At 69.6% G+C, this 20,159-nt stretch carries 11 protein-coding genes and 1 pseudogene; 7 read left to right on the top strand and 5 right to left on the bottom strand.

Annotated elements, in window-relative coordinates; all coding sequences use genetic code 11:
- Positions 1 to 114: 114 nt before the first annotated feature.
- Positions 115 to 216, top strand: a pseudogene (locus GVY64_RS39000) (transposase); the annotation flags it as partial.
- Between the two features lie 103 nt (positions 217 to 319).
- Positions 320 to 523, top strand: coding sequence for a hypothetical protein (locus GVY64_RS00170; protein WP_068057770.1), 204 nt, complete (start codon positions 320 to 322; stop codon positions 521 to 523).
- 141 nt (positions 524 to 664) lie between these two features.
- On the opposite strand, the gene GVY64_RS00165 is transcribed toward GVY64_RS00170, so the two are convergent.
- Positions 665 to 1,489 carry a helix-turn-helix domain-containing protein gene (locus tag GVY64_RS00165; protein WP_236566507.1) on the bottom strand — a complete coding sequence of 275 codons (825 nt, stop codon included), beginning with the start codon at positions 1,487 to 1,489 and terminating at the stop codon, positions 665 to 667.
- Positions 1,490 to 1,567: 78 nt separating this feature from the next.
- On the opposite strand from GVY64_RS00165, the gene GVY64_RS00160 reads away from it, so the two are divergent.
- On the top strand, positions 1,568 to 2,386 hold the full coding sequence (locus GVY64_RS00160) for an alpha/beta fold hydrolase (RefSeq protein ID WP_159837494.1): 819 nt from the start codon (positions 1,568 to 1,570) through the stop codon (positions 2,384 to 2,386).
- A gap of 493 nt (positions 2,387 to 2,879) precedes the next feature.
- On the opposite strand, the gene GVY64_RS00155 is transcribed toward GVY64_RS00160, so the two are convergent.
- Positions 2,880 to 3,311, bottom strand: coding sequence for a DoxX family protein (locus GVY64_RS00155; protein WP_159837492.1), 432 nt, complete (start codon positions 3,309 to 3,311; stop codon positions 2,880 to 2,882).
- 1,000 nt (positions 3,312 to 4,311) lie between these two features.
- Between GVY64_RS00155 and GVY64_RS00150 the strand changes: the two genes are divergently transcribed.
- Positions 4,312 to 5,730 (top strand): MFS transporter, encoded by a 1,419-nt coding sequence (locus GVY64_RS00150; RefSeq protein WP_159837490.1) that lies wholly within the window; start codon positions 4,312 to 4,314, stop codon positions 5,728 to 5,730.
- Positions 5,731 to 6,029: 299 nt separating this feature from the next.
- Here the strand turns inward: GVY64_RS00150 and GVY64_RS00145 are convergent, their stop codons facing one another.
- On the bottom strand, positions 6,030 to 8,216 hold the full coding sequence (locus GVY64_RS00145) for an MMPL family transporter (protein WP_159837488.1): 2,187 nt from the start codon (positions 8,214 to 8,216) through the stop codon (positions 6,030 to 6,032).
- Between the two features lie 266 nt (positions 8,217 to 8,482).
- Between GVY64_RS00145 and GVY64_RS00140 the strand changes: the two genes are divergently transcribed.
- The 3 genes from GVY64_RS00140 to GVY64_RS00130 all read left to right on the top strand — a co-directional run bounded on the left by GVY64_RS00140 (position 8,483) and on the right by GVY64_RS00130 (position 16,594).
- Positions 8,483 to 14,896: a type I polyketide synthase gene (locus tag GVY64_RS00140; protein ID WP_159837486.1), complete on the top strand. Its 6,414-nt coding sequence runs from the start codon at positions 8,483 to 8,485 to the stop codon at positions 14,894 to 14,896.
- A gap of 260 nt (positions 14,897 to 15,156) precedes the next feature.
- On the top strand, positions 15,157 to 15,900 hold the full coding sequence (locus GVY64_RS00135) for a hypothetical protein (protein ID WP_236566506.1): 744 nt from the start codon (positions 15,157 to 15,159) through the stop codon (positions 15,898 to 15,900).
- Positions 15,901 to 15,910: 10 nt separating this feature from the next.
- The gene (locus GVY64_RS00130; protein ID WP_159837484.1) at positions 15,911 to 16,594 is read left to right on the top strand and encodes a hypothetical protein; all 684 of its coding nucleotides are present in this window, start codon (positions 15,911 to 15,913) and stop codon (positions 16,592 to 16,594) included.
- A 238-nt stretch (positions 16,595 to 16,832) separates the two neighbouring features.
- Here GVY64_RS00130 and GVY64_RS00125 read toward each other — a convergent pair whose 3' ends face one another.
- Together GVY64_RS00125 and GVY64_RS00120 are read right to left on the bottom strand one after the other, a co-directional pair.
- Positions 16,833 to 18,947: an MMPL family transporter gene (locus GVY64_RS00125; RefSeq protein WP_159837482.1), complete on the bottom strand. Its 2,115-nt coding sequence runs from the start codon at positions 18,945 to 18,947 to the stop codon at positions 16,833 to 16,835.
- A complete protein-coding gene (locus GVY64_RS00120) occupies positions 18,944 to 20,143 on the bottom strand; it encodes a peptide synthetase (protein WP_159837480.1) in 1,200 nt (399 codons plus the stop codon). Before GVY64_RS00120 ends, GVY64_RS00125 begins: the two co-directional genes overlap by 4 nt.
- Positions 20,144 to 20,159 lie beyond the last annotated feature (16 nt).

Below are 20,159 nucleotides of genomic sequence, written 5' to 3'. Positions count from 1 at the left end.
AGTGGGATTGCCACAGACGATCCCGACGACCGGGCGCGGGCGGGGAACGCTACTCGAGCCCTCCGGCGTCGCGTGATCCTCACTGGCCGCCAACTGCCCGTTGCTCAGTTCCGAGCAGCCGCGATCACCGAGATCTACGGCGCGTCGGTGTCGAAGGAGACCGTTTCTCGTATCACCGACAAAGTGGTCGCGGAAATGCGGGAATGGGCCAGACCGACGCCGCAGTCCCGGGGACCGCTGCCGTCGGCTCGAGGCGGTACTCCGATGAGCGTGCGAGGGTGGATCGCCCACGATGGGGGCAGGGTGCGAGAATCGCCCGATGGATGACTACACCACTCACAAGCAGCGCGCCGAGGCACTGCTCAGTGGCCTCACCGCCGGGGAGGCGGTCAGCGGAGCGGAGCGGCGGAACGTGATCGCTCAGGCGCAGGCACATGCTGCCCTCGCCCAGGCGGAAGCCCAGCGGGAGACCGCGGAAGCCATACGTGCACTCGGGGCGTTGTCGGCACGAAGCGCAGTCTGAACGAAGCAGACCGACTCACAACGGGATCGCGACCCCTGGATCTGGCGGGACCGCATGCTGACCTCGCGGGACGAGTGGTGCTCACTCCGGTCCTCATGTGCCCGTCGGATAGGCCGTCTCGATGTTCGTTCGGCTGCGGGATCAGGTTGTCGGCCAGGCGACTTCGTCGATCGCGAGCCACGGTGCCCTCGCGACGACGGTGGGGGTCATATCGGTAATCGCCTTGGTTCGACGGTGAAGATGGGATTGGTCGGCGTAGCCGGCCTCGACGGCGGCATCCGCAGGCGAGCGCCCTGTCGCTAGGAGATGGGCGGCATGGTCGAAGCGGACGAGTTCGGATGCATGCTTGGGCGAGACCCCCATGTGGGTGCGGAAGCGAGACCAGAGTCGCTGGCGGGTCCAGCCGGTCTCTGCGGCAAGGGTCTCGATGCGGAGCACGCCTCTGGTGCGGACGATCTGGTCCCAGGTGTACGCGATCTCGGGTGCTACACCGAATCCGCGAGGTACCCGGCTTCGGAGGAACGCGGCTGCGATTGCGAACCGGTCGTCCCACGACGGCGTCGAACGGAGTCGCTCGGTCAAGATGGCAGCGCAACTGCCCCACAGTTCCGGCAGTGGTGTCACGGCGCCGCCGATGATTTCGGTGTCTCGGAGAATCGCTGCGGCGATGACGGGGGACACGCGGATCTGCAGGACGTCGCCGGCCCCTGCGCTGGTGATGCGTAAGGCGCCGGCATGGAGGCCGACGATCGCGTTCCCCGTGACCGGGCGCCCGAGAACGTCGTAGACGACTCCGTGCTCGCTGAGATCGAGCAGGAGCGTGACCAAGGGATGCGGGATCATCGTGATGTCAACGGGACCAACGTCGTGGTACCGGAAACCCGCCATCCGGACTCCCGGAGTCGGTAGTCGGACCGGGACGGCGACGTCGACCCGACTCCAGTCCAATCCCTCCGTTGCGGTCATGCATCCCAGGCTAGCCGGAGCGGGATAACGTGACATTTGTCCAATACGGCGTGACGAGCCCGCGACGAAGCTGTCGGTATGAGCGAATCGAGTCCCACCCAGACACGCGATGACACGACAGTCCGTGGATTGCACGTCGTCATCGAGGGGAACCCGGCGGCACCGCCCTTGTTACTCATCCACGGCTCGGGTGCAACCGGTTCGATGTGGGCGCCAGTGGTGCCGTCGCTCGCCACGAAGTACCGGGTGATCACGATCGACCTTCCGGGATGCGGCCGGTCCACGCCGGCGTCGACGTACGCCGTTCCGCAGCAGGCGGATCGGACGGCGACGGTGTTGGACGAGCTCGGCGTCCGAAGTCTGAAGGTGGTCGGCCACTCCAGCGGAGGGTACGTCGCTACCGCCCTCGTGGAGCGTCGTCCAGACCTGGTCGGCGAGCTGGTCCTGGTCAGCACGGGGCCGAGTCACGCAGCGCTTCTCCCCGAGCCGGCGATCATCCGGGTACTCGCCTCGCCGCCCTTCGGCCCGCTCGTGTGGGCGATCCGTACCGACTCGATGATCCGCCGCGGACTGGCAGCGACTGCGGCGGCTCCGATCACGGTGCCCGACGGGGCTTTGGCCGACTTGCGAAGGACGTCTTATCGAGCTTTCCGCGCGATTCTCGCCGCCAACGGCGACTACATCGCCGAGCGGACCGTGCCCCAGCGTCTCATCGACGCCGGAAAGCCCCTCCTCGTGATCTTCGGGGATTCCGACCCTCGTTGGGACCCGGCATCGGCGCACCAGTATGAGGCGGTGCCGGGTGCCGAGTTGGAATACCTTCGCGGAGTCGGGCATATCGCGATGCTCGAGGACCGCGACGCCCTCGCCCGCTTGATTCTCGACCGCGCACCCTAGGTCGTCCCGAACGTCCTGGCCGGCAACAATAGTATTTCCACCTGGTACGTTCCTTCTGCTTGTCGTGCTGACCCTCACCCACATGGGACATCCCGACAAGCAGGCCGATACCGCCGTCGTGCCGTCTACTCTCGCGCCCGCGCAACCGGCTGCCCCGCCGAGATCGTGCTTCCCGTTCAACTGCTGACCGCAAGACGAGCACGGCTCGGTCCTGCAATGGCACTCGGTTGTCTGTCGAGTGGGCGGTGGTGGCTGAGCCTGGAACCCGTCTCGTCTGCCGGTGGCGATGGGTGTGCCCCTGGACGTGAGGTCGAGCCTGTGGCGTGGACACGTGTATGGCCGTGGGGTTGTCGTGGAGGACAGTAAGTCAGCCTGGTGGCGTGCGAATGTGTTGCCCGGCGAGGGCGGACCGACCCTGAACACCCCTGCCGGGCAACGTCGGAAACGATCGGCGGGCCGGAGCCTGCCGATCGTTTCCGTGTCTATCGCGTTGTCACCGGGTGAGCAACGAGCGCAGGGCGAGGATGGAGTCGCGGCGCTCGTAGGCGATCCAGGCGAAGATCCCGGACAGCACCAGCGGGAAGGGCGCGTACGCGGGCATATCCGTCAGGAAAAGGTTGGTGGCTGCGGCCAGCAGGGTGAGGACGGACAGGCCTACTGCGGCCGCCCCGCTCAGGCGGCGCACGAGCAGGCCGATGCCGCCGGCGATCTCGCAGATGCCCACGAAGTACATGAACCAGGGCGAGCCGATACCCGCCTCGCGCATCGCCGCCATGTTCTCCTCCGGAACCATGTCGAGCACCTTCGGCATGCCCGAGGCGACGATGAAGAAGAGGCCCAGGAAGATCTGCAGTCCCCACAGGACGCGGTTGCGGACTTTGCCGGGGCGGACGGTGGTGGTGGTCGCGGCGGCGATGCTGGTCATTGTTCATTCCTCCAGGGTCGGTTGCGCTGTTCGGTAGCGCGTTCACCTGATAGGACGGCGGTCCTCGCGAGGATTCATCGGTCGCGGCGAAAATTGTTTCGCCGCGCATGTTCCTGCACGTCAGGCCTGCGACGGCGATAGTTCCGGCGGCCGGTTCCGGCCGCGCACGACGGGCATAGCGTCAGCCGCGGCTCCGGTAGCGCCAGAGGCGGGCCTGGTGGTGTCGGTGGACCAGGGTGACCAGGCACAGACATGCTCGGCCTGAGGGGACGCAGCCCGGCAGGCAGTCCCGGCACCGTTCTCGCGGCTCGGGCCGGGCAACCATCGCCGATCCGGGACATCAACGAACATGTCCGTGCCGGACAGGCGCTGCTCGCAGATGTAGTGCCCACCTCCGGCGTCGGTGATCTGGCCGGCCGGGCCTGGCTCGACCGCGCCCGGGCAACCTCTGCGTGGACTCCAACACCCGGCGCGCGGGAAGCCATGACGCGCCGCCTTCCAGGGATCTCGCCGACCCCTGGGCGCACTCCTCGGTCACGGCATAGCCGACCTCGCGCAAGGGACGCCCCGCGCTCGACGCAGGTTGCGCTGCCTCGGACGGTGACGCTTGCACCACCGGTTTGGGAATCCCGGCAATGGTCACCGAACCGAATTGTTATCGCGCACAGAACCGCTTGAAAAGCTGCTCATCGGACATGCGATGCTATTTACTGCGAATTCGGGCCCTCTCATCCGGGGCCGGGAGCCGTATTTTCCGGCGAACAGGCCGTCGCGGTGGCAGGCGTGTCCGATAGTGGAATCCGGCCTGATCCGACCGGTAATCGAAACGCGAGGTGAATTCGGCCGCGATGAACAGTACCGAGCGAATCCCTCCGCTGTGGAACGCCGAGGCGGATATGCGAGCGTCGACCGTTGATCGAGGGAAGAACGACACCTGCTCTCGGAGCTGTCGGCACAAGTTTCGGGACGATTCGCGGCCGACGACGAAGACGGTGATTCGATGACCCGCAAGGAGGCGGCGGTCGCCCTCGGATCGTTCGGGGCATGCCTGATTTCGGTTTTCATGCAGATGATCGATGTGACGATCGTCAACACCGCGCTCCCGGTGGTCACCGCGGAACTGGGGGCGTCCCGGTCCGAGCAGCTGTGGGTGGTGGCCGGTTACTCCCTGGCGTTCGCCTGTGTGCTGCTCACCGCGGCTCGCGTCGGCGCGATCGCCGGCCGCCGCAGCATGTTCCTGTGGTCGGCGGCGGCCTTCACGGCGGCCTCGGTGTGGTGCGGAGTGTCTTCCACCGCAATGGAGTTGGTGATCGCCAGGATCGTCCAGGGTGTGGCGGGCGCGGGGATGGCCGCGCAGACCATCGCCATCATCACCGCGAGTTTCCGGCGCGAGCACCATCAATACGCCTTCGCCGTCTACGGCGCGACTGCCGGTTTCGCCGGGATGCTCGGGCCGATCCTCGGCGGCGGGCTGATCACTCTGGATCCGTTCGGGCTCGGCTGGCACGCGATCTTCCTGATGAATCTGCCGCTGGGGGTGGTGGCCATCGCGCTGGCCGCCCGCTACCTGCGACTGGGCCCGGCGACGGATCGGGACCCGTTGGATATGCGCGGAGCCGTGGTGGCCACCGCGGCGCTGTTCCTGCTGCTGTTCGCGCTGTCGGACAGTCAACAGGCGGGCTGGCGGCCGCTGCACGGGGCATACATCGGGGCCGCGGTGGTGCTGGGCGCGGTGTTCGCGGCCCGCGAACGCGCGACGCGCCGCCGCGGCGGCCGGGCGCTGGTGCGGCTGGACCTGTTCTCCGACCGCGGATTCGCGGTCGGATCGGTGCTGGTGACGGTCTTCTTCGGCCTGTTCACCGCGTTCGTTTTCACCGTTTCGATCCTGCTGCAGGACGTGTTGCGGTTCTCCGCGCTGCGTACCGGTGTCGCGATGACGCCGTTCGCCTTGGGAGCCGGGGCGGGGGCGGTGCTGTCGCCGGTACTTGTCAGCCGTTGGGGGATTCGCGCACCGGCCGCCGGTATCGCCGTCTTCGCGGGGTGCGTCGTGGTCGGAGTGGGCTACTTGTACGTGGGCTCCGGCGCGGTGAATCTGCCGCTGGTGGCCGGGCCGGTGTTCCTGGCGGGTTTCGGGGTAGGGGTGTTCGGGGTGCCGCTGCAGCCGCTGATGCTGGCCGACCTGGACGATCGCGCGATGGGGGAGGCGTCGGGAGTGCTGCCCACGATCGAACAGATCGGCAACTCGGTCGGGCTGGCGGTGCTCAGCGCGCTGTTCTTCCGCGCGCACACGTTGTCGGGCAGCATGATCATGCTCTCGGCCATCGCCGCCGCCGCCCTCGGCCTCGCCGCCCTGACGCTGGCGCTGCCGGACCGCGCGCGGGCCGCAACGAGCCCGTGGAGCTGGTCGACCGCGGGCTGACCGCTCCGTCCCCCTTCGACGACGCGTTCCAGCGCCGACTGTCCTCGCATCGAGGCCGGATTCCGCGGCAACCGTGTTCGGCCACCGCAGTCCAGGCGGCAACCGTGGTCCGGATGCCACCGAGGCATCCCGAAGACTGCCCCGCAGTGATCGCGCACGCTCACCAGAGAAGGATTCAGCGCATTGGCCATGAGTCGCCGAAAGAGGGACTGGCGGGGTGTCCGACGCCGTTTACAGTCGGTCGTCGGGCGACGGCACCTGGCTGCTGTGCGGGAGATGCGTGAGTTCGTGGCCCCTGCCTACCGGACCTGGGAGCGTCCGGAGACGGCCTCGGTGTGGAAATCCTCGGCCTCGGCACGACGACGCCCGCCGCGCCGCAGCCAGGACGGCGCCCACCAGCACGCGTCGCCGAGCAACCGCATGGTCGCGGGCACCAGCAGCATGCGCAGGATCGTCGCGTCGATGAACAGCGCCGCGACCATGCCGTAGGCGATGTATTGCATCATCACCAGATCCGACAGGGCGAACGCTCCGGTCACCACCACCAGGATGAGGGCGGCGGCGGTGATGATCCACCCGGTGCGGGCGATGCCGACGCGGACCGCCTCGGTGGTCGTCGCGCCGGCCGCGCGCGCCTCCACCATGCGGGCGAGCAGGAATACCTCGTAGTCGGTGGACAAGCCGTAGATCACGGCGACGATCAGCACCAGCACCAGTGCCATGATCGGTTGCGGGGTGAATTCCAGCAGTCCCGCGCCGTGGCCCTCGACGAAGATCCAGGTGAGAATGCCGAGCGTGGAGCCTAGCCCGAGCAAGTTCAGCAGCGCGGCCTTCAGCGGCAGCACCACCGAGCCGAAGGCCAGCACCATCAGCACGGTGGTGACGAGGAAGACGAGCGCGATCATCAGCGGCATACGGCGCAGCAACGCGTCGACGCTGTCGCGTTGCTTCGCGGGCTGCCCGCCGACCAGCACGGTCGTGCTCTGCGGCACGGACATGGAGCGCAGATAATCGATGGTCGCGCTCGCATCGTGCGCGTCACGCAGGACGGTCGAGGTCGTGAAGACGTTGGGATGTCCCGGTCCCGGCACCGCGCGGGGAAACGGCGCGACGAGCCCGGGGGCTCGGCCGGCCTCGGCGACCACCGCGTCGATCGCGGCGCTGTCATGGGTGATCAGCACCAGGTCGATCGGGTTGATCTGACGCAGTGGGAAGATCTGGTCGAAATGCTGTTGCGCCGTGCGGGCCGGATGCCGCGGCGGCAGGAAGCGCTCGGTGATGCCGCCGAAGGCCACCTCGCGCACCGGCGCGATGAGCACCACCAGGACGGCCACCAGCGGGACCGCGACGGCCAGCGGCCTTCTCATGACCCATCCGGCGACGCGGCCCCACCCGTTGTCCTGCTCGCGGTCGCTCGCCCGGCGCGCGTGGAAACGGTTGAGCCCCAGCCGGTCCACGCGCCGGCCGAGCACAGCCAGCATGGCGGACAGCACCGTGATCGAGATCAGCGCCGCCAGCGTCACCGTCACCATCGCGCCGACGGCGAACGAACGCAGGAAGCCCTGCGGGAACAGCAGGATCGCGCCCGCGGCGACCACCACGACGGTCGCGGAGAACACGACGGTCCGCCCGGCGGTCGCGACCGCGCGCCGTACCGCGTCGGGCACCTCGTGACCGTCGGCCAGCTCCTCACGGAACCGGCTCACGAGGAACAGGCCGTAGTCGATGGCCAAGCCGAGGCCGATCATCGAGACCACCGGTGAGACGAAGGAATTCACTTCGGTGACGGTGGTCAAGGCGCGAATGATCCCCCAGGCGCCCAGCACGGTCAGCCCGCCGACGACGAGCGGGAGCGCGGCCGCCACGACGCCGCCGAACAGGAAGAACAACAGCACCGCCACGGCGGGGACGGCGAACAGCTCCATGCGCCGCTGGTCGTGGGCCATCGTGTCGTTGAGGGCGGCCGCGACCGGCTGTCCGCCTGCGACCTCCATCTCGACACCGGGCAGTCGGAACTCCTCGGCGACGGCTCGGTAGTTGCGCATCACCTCGGTGTCGTCGGTGCCGCGGATGGCGACGGAGGCGAAGGCGTGCGCGCGGTCCTGGGAGCCGAAGATGTCCGGCAGTTCGAGCCCGGTGTCGGTGCGCCAGTAGGCGGCGTTGATCTTGCCGATCCGATCCGGAAAGCGTTGCGGCAGGCTGTTCAAGTGGCCCACGACCGTGGCGGCGAAGGCGGGATCGTCGATCGTCTTCCCGGCCGGGGCATGGAACAACAACAGCACGTCGGCGATGTGGTCGCGCCCGAACGCCTCGTCCTTCAGCCGAGCCGCGCGCGCCGATTCCGACGTCGGATCGTCCCACCCGCTGACGCTGAGGTGATCACCTAGGCCGAGGCCGTACCCACCAAGGGCGAGCAGGCCGGCCACGACGAGCCCGAGGACGATGAATCGCCGCCGCACGAGCGTATCGGCCCAGCGCGTGAACAATGCCGCCTCCTGATCGATGACATCGCATGCCGGCGAGGGTCACGTACGAACTGAAAACCTAGCGATCGCAGGGCATTCGACCGACGAAGAATCGAGAATCTCGAAATGTTACAAAGCGCTGTTCGGCCGGATTGTGAAGTCTCCCTGAGTCCGCCACGGGTCGTGTGGCCGCCGTTACGCTGGGGCGGTCGCCAGCTGCGCACACGCCAATTCGTGAATCGCCGGACAAGAATGGCGATCAACTAGATCCGACCCGGAGGATGTGCATGTCGGATATTGCAATTGTCGGCATCGGCTGCAGATTCGCAGGCGGAATCGACTCGCCCGACACCTTTTGGGAATTCGTCCTGGACAAACGCGACGGCGTGATCGATATGCCCGCCGATCGCTGGGACTACCGCCGCTACTACGATCCGGAACCGCGAACGCCGGGGCGCAGCTACACCAAGCGCGCCGCTTTCATGACGATCGACCCGTGGGAGTTCGACCCGGACTTCTTCGGCATCTCCGCCCGCGAGGCGACCGTGCTGGATCCGCAGCAGCGCCTGATGCTCGAGGTGACCTGGGAGGCGCTCGACGACGCCGGGATCGCGCGGCACGCGGCGGGCTCGTCGATCGGCGTCTACGTCGGCGGATTCGTGGTGGACCAGTCGGTGATCGGCGTGGTCGGCCCGGCCCTGTTCCACACCGACATGCACACCCCGGCCAGCGCGTCGTACACCATGCTGTCCAACCGGATCGCCTACGCGCTGAACCTGGTCGGACCCGCGCTCACGGTCGACACCGCCTGCTCGTCGTCGCTGGTCGCCTTCCATCTCGCCTGCCAGGCGCTGGAGAACGGCGACTGCGAGGTGGCGCTCGCGGGCGGCGTCAACGTGATGCTGCAGCCGGAGACCTTCGTCTTGATGTGCAAGGGCGGCTTCCTGGCCGCGGACGGCCGCTGCAAGTCCTTCGACGCGTCGGCCGACGGCTACGGGCGCGGCGAGGGCGCGGGCATGGTGGCATTGAAGAAGCTCGACGACGCGGTCCGCGACGGTGACCGGATCTACGCGGTGGTCAAGGCGACCGGCGCCAACCAGGACGGCCGCACCACCGCGATCACCGTGCCGAACGCCGAATCCCAAGAGGCTCTGGCTCGTTCGGTGTGCAGCCGGGCGGGGCTCGCGCCGGACACCATCACCTACGTCGAGGCGCACGGCACCGGCACGCTGGTCGGCGATCCGGTCGAGTTGCGCGCGCTTGGCCGGGTGTTCGGCGCGCCGGCGGGGCGCACGCGGTCGCTCGGCGTCGGCTCGGTCAAGTCGACACTAGGCCATACCGAGGCCGCGGCCGGAATCGCCGGCGTGATCAAGTCGGCGCTGGCGATCCACCATCGCACCATCCCGCCGCAGGGCTGGTTGGACAAACCCAATCCCGACATTCCCTTCGACGAGCTGGGACTGCACGTTCAGCTGGAGGCGCAGGCGCTGCCCGACGACGCCGAGCCGATGACGATCGCGGTCAACGGTTTCGGCTACGGCGGCACCAACGCCCACACCATCCTGCAGGAGTTCCGGCAGGTCTCCCGGCCACCGGCGCAGCAGGCACGGCATTTCGGTGTGCTGCCGATCTCGGCGCGCAGTACCGGCGCGGCTCGTGCGCTGGCCGGCCGGTTCGCCGATCTGATCACCGCGGGCGCCGACCCGGGGCGGCTGGCCGAGGCCGCCTGGACCCGCATGGCGCATCATCAGTTCCGTACCGGCATGCTCGTCGGTGACACCGCCGACCTGGTCCGGGACCTGCACGAGTTCGCCGCGGGCGCAGGCCGCGATGCCGCGCGGACGATCGTGGCGCGCACGGCCGAACCGGTGTTCGTGTTCTCGGGCATGGGTCCGCAGTGGTGGGGCATGGCCCGCGAGCTGCTCGGCGGCGAAGGCGTCTTCGCCGACACGGCGCAGGCGATCGACGCCGAGTTCCGCGCGATCGCCGGCTGGTCGATCATCGAGGAACTGCTGCGGCCCGAGGACGAGTCACGGGTCACCAGCACCGAGGTGGCGCAGCCGGCGAACTTCCTCGTGCAGGTGGCGCTGGCGCGGGAGCTGGCCGAATACGGCGTCCGGCCCGCGGCCGTCGTGGGGCACAGTGTCGGTGAGGTGTCGGCGGCTTACGTGAGCGGCATGCTGTCGTTGCGCGACGCGGTGCTGGTGGCCTACCACCGGGCCCGGTTGCAGGCGACGACCGCGGGCTCGGGTGGCATGCTCGCGGTCGGGATGTCGCTCGAGCAGGCTCGCGAGCTCGTCGGCGACGACCCGTGTGTGGATGTCGCCGCGATCAACAGCGCGAGCTCGCTGACGTTGTCCGGTGACGTCGACCGCCTGGACCAGATCGCCGAGAAGCTCACCGAGGACGGCGTTTTCGCGCGCAGGCTGCGCGTCGAGGTGCCTTACCACAGCCGGTTGATGGACCCAATCCTGGACGAGCTGCGCGCGGCGCTGGCCGGGCTGCAGCCGCAGGCGCCGACCGTGCCGCTGTATTCCTCGGTCACGGGCGAGGCGGTGCACGGTACCGACTGGGACGCCGGGTACTGGTGCGCCAACGTGCGCGAACCCGTCCGGTTCGCCGACGCGATCACGAAGCTGATCGGCGCGGACAGCCGGGTCTTCCTGGAGGTCGGCCCGCATCCGGTGCTGTCGGGCAACATTCGCGAGGCCCTGCTGGGCGCGGACGTCAACGGCACGACGGTGGCGACATTGGATCGCAAGCAGGCGGACTCGGAGAGCATCCGCCGCACCCTCATCGGTCTCTACGCCGCGGGCGTGCTCGACCTCGACGCACTGTTCCCCGCGCGGCTTCCCGCCACGCCGCACGTGCCGCTGCCGCGTTATCCGTGGCAGCGGACCCGGCTGCATTCGGCGCTGCCGCTGTTCGAGCAGGCACGGCTTGGCACCCCCGGTACCTACGCCATGCTGGGCGACCCGGACGTCGAGGGCAGGCCGGACTGGTTGCTGCAGGTCGGCACCGAACTGCTGCCGTGGCTGGCCGATCACGTCGTCAACGGCGTCAAGATCATGCCGGGCGCGGCGTACCTGGATGCCGCGCTGAGCGCCACGGCCGCCCGGTTGGGCGTCGAACGCGTTGCGCTGGAACAGGTCCGGTTCGTGGCCCCGCTGATCATGGCCGCGCCGGACGTGCCGCTGGTGGCGCTGACCGTCGAAGAGGCCAGCGGCCGCTTCCTGATCCGATCGCGCTCGGCGACGGGCACGGCCTGGACGGTGCACGAGTTCGGCCGCACGCTGACCGGCAGCCACAAGCCCACGAAGGTCACGGTCCCGGCCTTGGACGTCGGTCTGGACGTCGACCCGCAGATGTTCTACCGCGGCCTGGCCGCGGCGGGGCTGCAGTACGGTCCGGCCTTCCGCCGCGTGACCTCGGTGCGCGTCGGCGCGGACGCGGTGGTGGCCACCGTCGACGGCGCGATCGCCGCCGACTCCGGGCACCTCGCCCATCCCGCGGTCGTCGATGCGGCGATGCAGTCGGCGGCGTTGTTGTTCGCCGACGCCCGGATCGACGAGGGCACGCTGGTGCCGGTCGGCGTCGCGGCGGTGCGGCTGGTGGCCCCGCTGCCCGAGCGGATCACGGTCGTCGCGCGCCGCGATCCCCGGGCCCGGCTGCGCGCCGACGTGGATCTGGTCGACGACGAACAGAACCTGGTCATGCGGTTGAGCGGCGTGCAGATCGGCGCGCTGGCGCCGGGGCAGGATCCGCTGCACCGGATGGTCGACTTCTACTACGCCGAGACGCTGGAACAGCGCGATCCGCTCGATCCCGCCGCGCTGCCACAGGATTCGGTGAGCACCGTGCTCGTCGCGCTGGGCGGCGACTGCCGCCGTGCGGGGCAGCTGGCCGCCGCCATCCCGGGCTCCCGGCTCTACGTCGCCGGAGTGGCGGGTCGCGAACTCGCCTCCGATCTGGCCGCGACATTGGCGGCCGCCAAGGCCGAGGGCGCCGACCGGCTGCACGTCTGCGTGGTCGCGGGGGCTGTCGAGGACGATGTCGCCGATCTGTGGATGCTGGAGCGGATCGCGGTCGCACTCGACGAGTTCGTCCATCCGGAGGCCACCGAGGAGGGGCCCAAGAGCGTCTTCGGCGAAGGCTGGTGTCATGCCACCCTGGTGACCGAGCGGGCGTTCGCGCTGCCGGACAGCCCGATCCCGCCGAACTCCAACCACGCCGCGCTGGCAGGTGCCCGCCGAGTGCTGCTCAACGAGCAATCGGCACTGCGCTGGCGGCTGATCGACGTGGAACCCGATACCGAGATGGCCGATCTGATCCGCGAATTGGCCGTTCCCGGCGCGTTCTGGAACGACAACCTCGACGAGGTCGTGCTGCGCGGCGGCAAGCGCTGGGTCCCACTGGTGACCAAGCCGCTGCAGGAACGTCTCGACGCCCTGGACACCGCCGAACCGCTGGCCGACCCGGAGGCCAACTTCACGCTCGAAATGCCCCGGACCCGGCTGCTGTCGGCGTTGGCGTGGCGGCAGTGCCCGCGGCCCGAACCGGGACCGGGGCAGATCGAGGTGCGGATGAAGATCATCGGCCTCAACTACAAGGATCCGCTCAAGGTCATCGGCCTGCTCGGTGAGCGGGAACTCGCGCCGACCTATTTCGGCACCGTGCCCGGGATGGAGGGCGTCGGCGAGGTGGTGCGCGTGGGCGCGGACATCACCGATGTCGTGGTGGGCGAGCTGGTCGCCGTCGCCGCCAAGGGCATGATGCAGCGCTACGTCGTGGTCGACCGCCAGCTGGCGGTCCCGCTGCCCGCCGACGCGGATCCCGGATATTGCACCAGCACCATCGCCTTCGGCACGGCCGAGTACGCGCTGCTGGACCTGGCGCGGCTGGAACCGGGCGAGACGGTGCTGATCCACGGCGCGGCGGGTGGTGTCGGCACGGCCGCGATCCAGGTCGCGAAGGATCGCGGGGCCCGCATCATCGGCACCGCGAGCACCGACGAGCGCCGTGCCCATGTGCTCGCCCTCGGCGCCGACCACGCGATCGACTCGCGTTCGCTGAACTTCGTCGACGACGTGCTGGAACTGACCGGCGGCAAGGGCGTCGAGGTCGTGCTCAGCAGTGCGCCCGGAGAGATCCTGCGCCAGAATTTCCACGCCGTCGCGGAATTCGGGCGGATCGTCGAGGTCGGCAAGGCCGACATCTACACCGGCGGCCTGCTCGAGATGGCCAACTTCGACAAGAACCTGGCGTACTTCTCGATGGACCTCGACCGCTTGGTCGCCGTCGACGCACAGCGGCTGGCCCGCCTGTTGCAGCGGGTCTACGAGAAGGTGCTCGCGGGCACCTACCGGCCGCTGCCCTACAAACTGTTCGAGACCGACGAGGTGGCCAGGGCCTTCGAGGAAACCATCCGGTCGACCGGGCTCACCCGGATCGCGCTGCGCATGGATTCGCCCACCCCGGCGGTGCGGCCGTACCTGGCCGGGATCGAGATCGACGGCGCCGCCACGTATCTGGTCGCCGGCGGCTTCGGCGGGTTCGGGATGGCCATCGGTCGCTGGCTGGTGTTGCGCGGGGCGCGGCGGCTGGTCCTGCTCGGCCGCGGCGGCGCGAGCACGGAGGAGGCGCGCCGTCAGCTCGAGGCGTGGCGCACCGTGGGCGTCGAGGTGGTCGAGGAACTGGCCGACGTCACCGATCCGGATGCGGTCGCCGCGATCGTCGCGCGGTCGCACAGCGCCGAACACCCGCTGCGAGGGGTGTTCCACGCGGCGGGTGCGGTGGCCGACAATCGACTGGCCGCGATGCGGTTCGAGGAGCTGGCCAAGGTGTACCGCCCGAAGGTGCACGGCGCGCGAGTCCTGCATCGAGCCGTGGCCGACGCCGGGATCCGGTTGGACATGTTCGTGCTGTGCTCCTCCGGCGGTTCGATGTACGGCATCTACGGCCAGTACAACTACTGCGTGGCCAACGTGGCGGTGGAGTCGCTGGCCGAGGAATGGTCCCCGGCGGGCGAGCGGGCGCTGTGCGTCGGCTGGGGTCACCTGTCCGGCGCGACCGGTGGCATGGCCGCCGACGAGACGGCGCTGAAGTACCTCGATCTGGTGGGCTTCGACCCGATCGACATGGCCGACGCCACCGCCTACCTCGAGCAGACGTTGCGCTTGGGGGTGGCGCGCGCCGCGATCATCCCGACCGACTGGGCCAAGCTGACCGGCACCTTCCCGCAGCTGACCCGTACCGGCCGCACCATCGCGCTCGCGCAGGCCTCCGCCAAGGACACCTCCGAACTGGCCCGCCTGCGGGCCGAGGTGGCCGCGATCGAGGAGAGCAAGCGCGGGGCCTTCGTCGCCCGCAAGATGGCCGAGGAACTCGCCGTCGTGATGGGTGTGCCGGTCGATTCCATCGACATGACCGTCCCGGTGCCCGAACTCGGCTTGGACTCGTTGATGGCGGTGGAACTCGGCGCGCGGGTCACCAAGACCCTCGGCATCGACCTGATGTCACTGCAGATGGGCCGCTCGTTCAGTCTGGAGCAGGCCGGCCCGAAGGTGGCCGAGCTGATCCTGGCGGCGGATTCCGGCCAGCCGCAGCCGGTTGCCGTGCCGGGGCAGGCCGAGCCTGCGCTCACGAAGGGCTCCGCGGCCGAACCGGCGCTGGCGGTGGCGGCGGCCGAGGCCAGGCCGTGAGCGACCGCCGTCGTCGAAACGAGGTATCACCGTGGTCCGTTTCGGGCTGATCGATGAATGGGAGCCGGGGCCGGGACGCCTGATCAGCTGGGCGGCGTCACCGGAGTCGGTGGCGCGCGCCCGGCGGGCGCCGGTGCACCCGGCCCCGCCCTCACATCAGCAGGAACAGTATCTCCGGCTGGCCGATCGGCACGCCGCGGCGGAATTCCGGTACTTCGGTGTGCAGGTGATCGACCGCCGAGCGGGAGTACACCGGCCGCATGACGCTCGCCTCGCCCGGCGTGCGGAAGTGGCTGGAGCTCATCCGTGGGAACGACGGCGAGCTGCCCTCCTTCCCCTTGGATCTGGGCAGACGCACCGACGTGTACAACCGCAGCGCTCACCGCACCGTCACCCTTTTCGACGAGCACACCGCGCTGCGGTTCGAGCGGGCCTGCCGTGCAGGCGGAGCCGAGTTCGTCGGTGGCATCTTCGCCGCGGCGGCGCTGACCGAGCGCGAGCTCATCGACAGCGACTACTACTTCGGCATGACGCCCGTCAGTACCCGCAGCAGCGCCGCGGAACGCGCGTCGGTCGGCTGGTACGTCACGCTGCTGCCGGTGGCCTTCCCGATCGGCCCCACGACCACCTTCACCCGCGCCGCGTCCCTGGCGCAGCGCGCCTACGAGAACGGGCTGCGCCTGGCCCCGACCTCGTTCCAGCGCGTAGTGGAACTGCTGCCCGCCGACTCCGATCTCGACCTGGAACCGGGCTGGTCCACGCCGATGATCTCGTATGTGGACGCCAGGGAGCTGCTCGGCAACGAGGTCTTCGACCTGGCGTCGTGCGGGCTGTACGCCAATCGCGCCGCGTCCGAGCAGGTGCTGATCTGGATCAACCGGCTCGCGTCGGAGACCACGCTGAGCGTCATCTACCCGGACACGCCGGTGGCGCACGGCTCCGTCGAACGCTACATCGCCACGCTGGCAGCGGTGTTCGCGGCGGCGGCCGCGGACACCCGGTAGAGGAGGATTGGTGGACATCGCTTTTCGTGACCCGGGGATCCCGGACGGAGAGAAGTCCGTCTACACCGTCACCATCGCCGATCGGCCGCTGAAGCTCGACCTGGTCAGCGTGGTCGCCCACGACGGCGACGGGTACCGCTCGACGCTCGAGGCAAGCCTGGGACACCGGACTTTCGCGATGACCATCGAGCAGCGGTTCCAGCGCTGCGGGGACCGGCTGCGGGCCGAGCACTACCGCGCCGAGACACGCTCGGGCACCACGGTGGTCTCTCGGGAGGAGGCCGACTTCCTCGGCACCGTCCACCTCCGATTCGGCGGTGGTATCGCGCCTTTCCCGGCCAACGTGATGCCGCTGGCCGGTGGCCTGACGCTGCTGCGCGGCCTGGACTTCGCCGAGGGCGCCGAGCAGTGCGTCGACCTGTGGCTGGCCTTCTCGGTGCACTTCCCGCTCGGGGCCAAGGTGGAGCAGCGCACCGTCGTCGAGGTTCCGGCCGGGCGCATCAACAGCTGGCAGGTGCGGCTGCGGCCGCGGTTGTCCGGACTGAACGTCATGGTGGAGAAGGTGATCGGCGGATTCCTACCACCCGCGGTGGCGCACTTCGACACGGCCGCGCCGCACCGGCTGGTCCGGCTCAGCTTCCCGACCGGGCCGATGCCATGGGATCCGCGTGGGGTGATGGAACTGGTCGCTTAGGTCGCGTCGAGCGGAAAGCACGCTCGGCAGAAGCCGGGTAGGGAGCCGCCCAGCTCGCGTCCACGCCGGCCGGGCGGCTCGGACAGCTGATGGGTGCCAGACCAACCGAAGCTGAAGCTGTGGCCCTTCGAGGTGCTATACCGGCCGCCTCCGACGCGGCCGGCGCCGCCGTTGGTGACGATGCCGGGCGATGCGCGGCTGTGCCGCCCGGTGCGTCCGAAGGTCGCTGTCCACCGCGTCAGCGTGTGGTCGCCGCGCGCTCCCGGATGCGGTCGACGGTGGCCGGGACGACGCGGCGGCGGCGAGGTGACCACCAGTTGGCCGGACCCATCAGCTGCACCAGCGCCGGGACCAGCAGCATGCGGACGAGGGTGGCGTCCACGACGAGCGCGATGATCATGCCCAGGCCGAGGAAGCGCATGGGGGTCAGCGGCGACAAGGTGAACGCGCCGGTGACGATCACCAACAGAGTGGCGGCGGCGGTGATCACACGGGCGGTCTTGACCGTGCCCGCGCGCACCGACGCGGCGGTGTCGGCGCCCGCGTCGTGCGCTTCCACCATGCGCGACAGCAGGAACACCTCGTAGTCGGTGGACAGGCCGAAGACCACCGCGATGATCAGCACCAGCATGCCCGCGGTGATGGGGCCGGTGCTCACACCGAGCAGGCCGGACAGATGCCCGCCGCAGAAGATCCAGGTGAGCACGCCGAACGTGGCGGCCAGGCTGAGGAATGCCAGGGCGACGGCCTTGAGCGGCAGCACGATCGAGCGGAACGCCGCGGTCAGCAGCACCATCGTGGCGCCGACCATGACGAGGATCATCCACGGCATCGCGGCGACGATGGAACGCACGCTGTCCACGGTGGCCGCGGTGTCGCCGCCGATCCACAGAACCGTGCCGTCCGGGGGAGTCAACTCGCGCATGCCGCGCACCGAGGCGCTCGCTGCTTCGGTGCGGTCGGTGTCGCGCAGGAATGCGTGGAAGACGACGAAGTCCTCGGCGCGACCCACCTGGACGACCTGCCGGACACCGTCGACCGTGCCCAGCGCTGTCGCGGCCGCGTCCACCGCGGCCGACTGCGGCGGCCCGTCCGAGCCGTGCAGCACGGCGGTGACGCCGCTGCCTGCCGCGGGGAACTGCGCGGTGAGCTCTTCGATGGTGACGCGCATGGGGTTGTCCGGCGGCAAGGCGTGGTGGTCGATATCGCCCAGCCGCAGCCCGGCCAGCGGCGCCGCGAAGACCAGCAGGACGGCGCCGACGGCCACGGTCACCAGCCCCGGCCGTCGCAGCACGCGATCGACCAGACCGCCCCAGAACCGGTCGGTGCGATCGATCGCGCGCGCGGTCCCGATGCGCGCGCCGAACAACGCGAGCATGGCGGGCAGCACCGTGAGCGAGAGGCATGCGGCCAGCGCCACCGCCGTGATCGCGCCGATGCCGAGCGAGCGCAGCACCGCCTGCGGGAAGACGAACGTCCCCGCGAACGCGCAGACCAGCAGCAGTGCCGAGAACGCGATGGTACGTCCTGCGGTCGCGTAGGTGCGGCCGATCGCGGAGCGCACGTCGTGCCCGCCGGCGACCTCCTCGCGGAATCGGGTGACCAGGAACAGCCCGTAGTCGATGGCCATTCCGAGGCCGAGCAGGGACGCGATGTTCACCGCGAACGTGCTCACCTCGGTCAGCTCGGCGAGCACGCGGATGGCGCCCAGCGCGCCGAGCACCGTCAGGCCACCGACCACGACCGGGAACGACGCGGCGATCAGACCACCGAACACCAGCACCAGGATGAGCAGTGTGAGCGGAAGCGAGAGCCCTTCCGCCCGTACCAGATCGTGCTGGGACTGCGCGTTGATCTCCGTGGAGACCGCGCTGTAGCCGGACAGATCGGCCGGGACACCCGGAACACGAAGCAGCGGTTCGATGTCCGGATACGCGGCGACGCGCTGGTTGGCGTCACCGGCGAGATAGACCACGGCCAGGGCGTGCCGGTTGTCGGCCGAGCGCAGGAATTGCTTGCGCGCGAACCCGGCGTTCCAGTAGGTCTCGATCGGCCGTTGCAGCATCGCCGGATCGATCCGCGCCAGCGCCTCCTGTACACGGGGGCCGAGGTCGTCGAGCGTCTGTCCCTCCGGTGCGGTGTACCGCACGACCACATCGGGATTCTGCGGGCCGAAGTGGTCGCTCACGAGCTGATCCACGCGCGCGGACTCGCTGCCGGGATCGATGAACCCGGCGGCCGTGACCTTGTCCGACGCTCCGATGCCCAGCAGACCGGACAGCAGCATCACCCCGGTCACCACCGCGAGCACCATCCGCGGCCGGGCCAGGACGACCCGGGCGAGGCCGGTCATCCGACGGCCGCCCGGTGCGGCGTGAGCTCGGCTTCGAGCCGCGCGGTGATCTTGTCCAGCAGCGCCTCCAGCCGGGGCTCGATGCCCGCGCCGTTGCGGCAGGAGACGGTCAACTCGAGCTTCCCGCGCGACTCGACCATCGCGAACAGCAGCGGCATCGCGCCGCTGTGCTGTGGCAGCACCCGCATGGTCGTCGGCGTCCAGCCGGGAACCGCCATCTCGGCGAGATCGAAGGCGCCCAGATGAGAGACGGTGGCCGACACCATGTTGCGGTTCAGCCGGGCCCCTAGCCAGTTGCCGCCGCGCAGCACGGCGCGGACGACGGCGTCCGGGAACTTCGACAGGTTGCCGTTGTCCAGCTCGTTCACCTCCCGTTTCTCCCGCAGGCCGGTGCGCATCCGCTCCCGGACCGTCGCCCAGTCTTCACCGGGCGCCACGTCGAGAAACAGCGGCAGCGCCAGGTTCGCGGTAGAGCGCAGGCCGGGATCGTGCCTGCGCAGGTCGACCGGGATCATGAAGCGCGAGCGGGTATCCGACTCCGCGGCCAGCACCGAGGCCACCAGCGCGACGATGCCCTTACCGGTCGCCTCGATCGTGCGGTGGCGCAGCAGCCAGCGCGGGGCCGCCGGATCCTGGCGGCCGCGGCCGGTCGGCGCCTGGAACGTCGGCAGGACCAGGGTGGGCTTCCCCGCGGTGCCGACGCGTGCCACCAGTTCGGCGTCGGCGACCGGGTCGGGCGCACCGAGTGGCGTGTGTCCGCGCAGGGCGCGGAACACGTCGTCCACCCACATCCGCAGGCCCATGCCGTCCATCACGCCGTGGAAGGCGCGGAACAGCACGGTGGTCTGCGCACCGGTCAGCAACAGGACCTCGGTGGTGCGATCGGGCGTGGGGCCGATCGGGCTGTTGAGCACCGCGTCCTGCTCCAATGCGGCGTAGTTCAGCGTCCATCCCGGCACGACGCGCACGGTGGCGGCCAGACCGCTGTCCACCCAGTCGCTGCCGTCGCGCACCAGGCGGGCGCCGGGGCAGGCCGCCGAGGCGGCGTCGACGGCGGCCTGCAGCGCCGCCGGGTCCAGGTTGCCGTCGCCGTGGACGGCGAGGTACATCACGAACGGCGGGGTCACCCGCCGCGTGGCGAAATAGAGGCGTTCGGTGGGGGTGATCTTCCGGCGGAAGACAGGGGCGTTGCTCATGCTGGTCTCCGGTACC

The organism is Nocardia sp. CY41 (assembly GCF_009829325.1).
In the GTDB taxonomy this organism is placed as follows: domain Bacteria; phylum Actinomycetota; class Actinomycetes; order Mycobacteriales; family Mycobacteriaceae; genus Nocardia.
This window is presented reverse-complemented; position numbering and strand designations above follow the sequence as displayed.

Bases quoted from the DNA above. Each gene is read 5' to 3' on its own strand.
- GVY64_RS00170 (WP_068057770.1), top strand. From the start codon at position 320: ATGGATGACTACACCACTCACAAGCAGCGCGCCGAGGCACTGCTCAGT.
- GVY64_RS00165 (WP_236566507.1), bottom strand. From the start codon at position 1,489: ATGACCGCAACGGAGGGATTGGACTGGAGTCGGGTCGACGTCGCCGTC.
- GVY64_RS00160 (WP_159837494.1), top strand. From the start codon at position 1,568: ATGAGCGAATCGAGTCCCACCCAGACACGCGATGACACGACAGTCCGT.
- GVY64_RS00155 (WP_159837492.1), bottom strand. From the start codon at position 3,311: ATGACCAGCATCGCCGCCGCGACCACCACCACCGTCCGCCCCGGCAAA.
- GVY64_RS00150 (WP_159837490.1), top strand. From the start codon at position 4,312: ATGACCCGCAAGGAGGCGGCGGTCGCCCTCGGATCGTTCGGGGCATGC.
- GVY64_RS00140 (WP_159837486.1), top strand. From the start codon at position 8,483: ATGTCGGATATTGCAATTGTCGGCATCGGCTGCAGATTCGCAGGCGGA.
- GVY64_RS00135 (WP_236566506.1), top strand. From the start codon at position 15,157: ATGACGCTCGCCTCGCCCGGCGTGCGGAAGTGGCTGGAGCTCATCCGT.
- GVY64_RS00125 (WP_159837482.1), bottom strand. From the start codon at position 18,947: ATGACCGGCCTCGCCCGGGTCGTCCTGGCCCGGCCGCGGATGGTGCTC.
- GVY64_RS00120 (WP_159837480.1), bottom strand. From the start codon at position 20,143: ATGAGCAACGCCCCTGTCTTCCGCCGGAAGATCACCCCCACCGAACGC.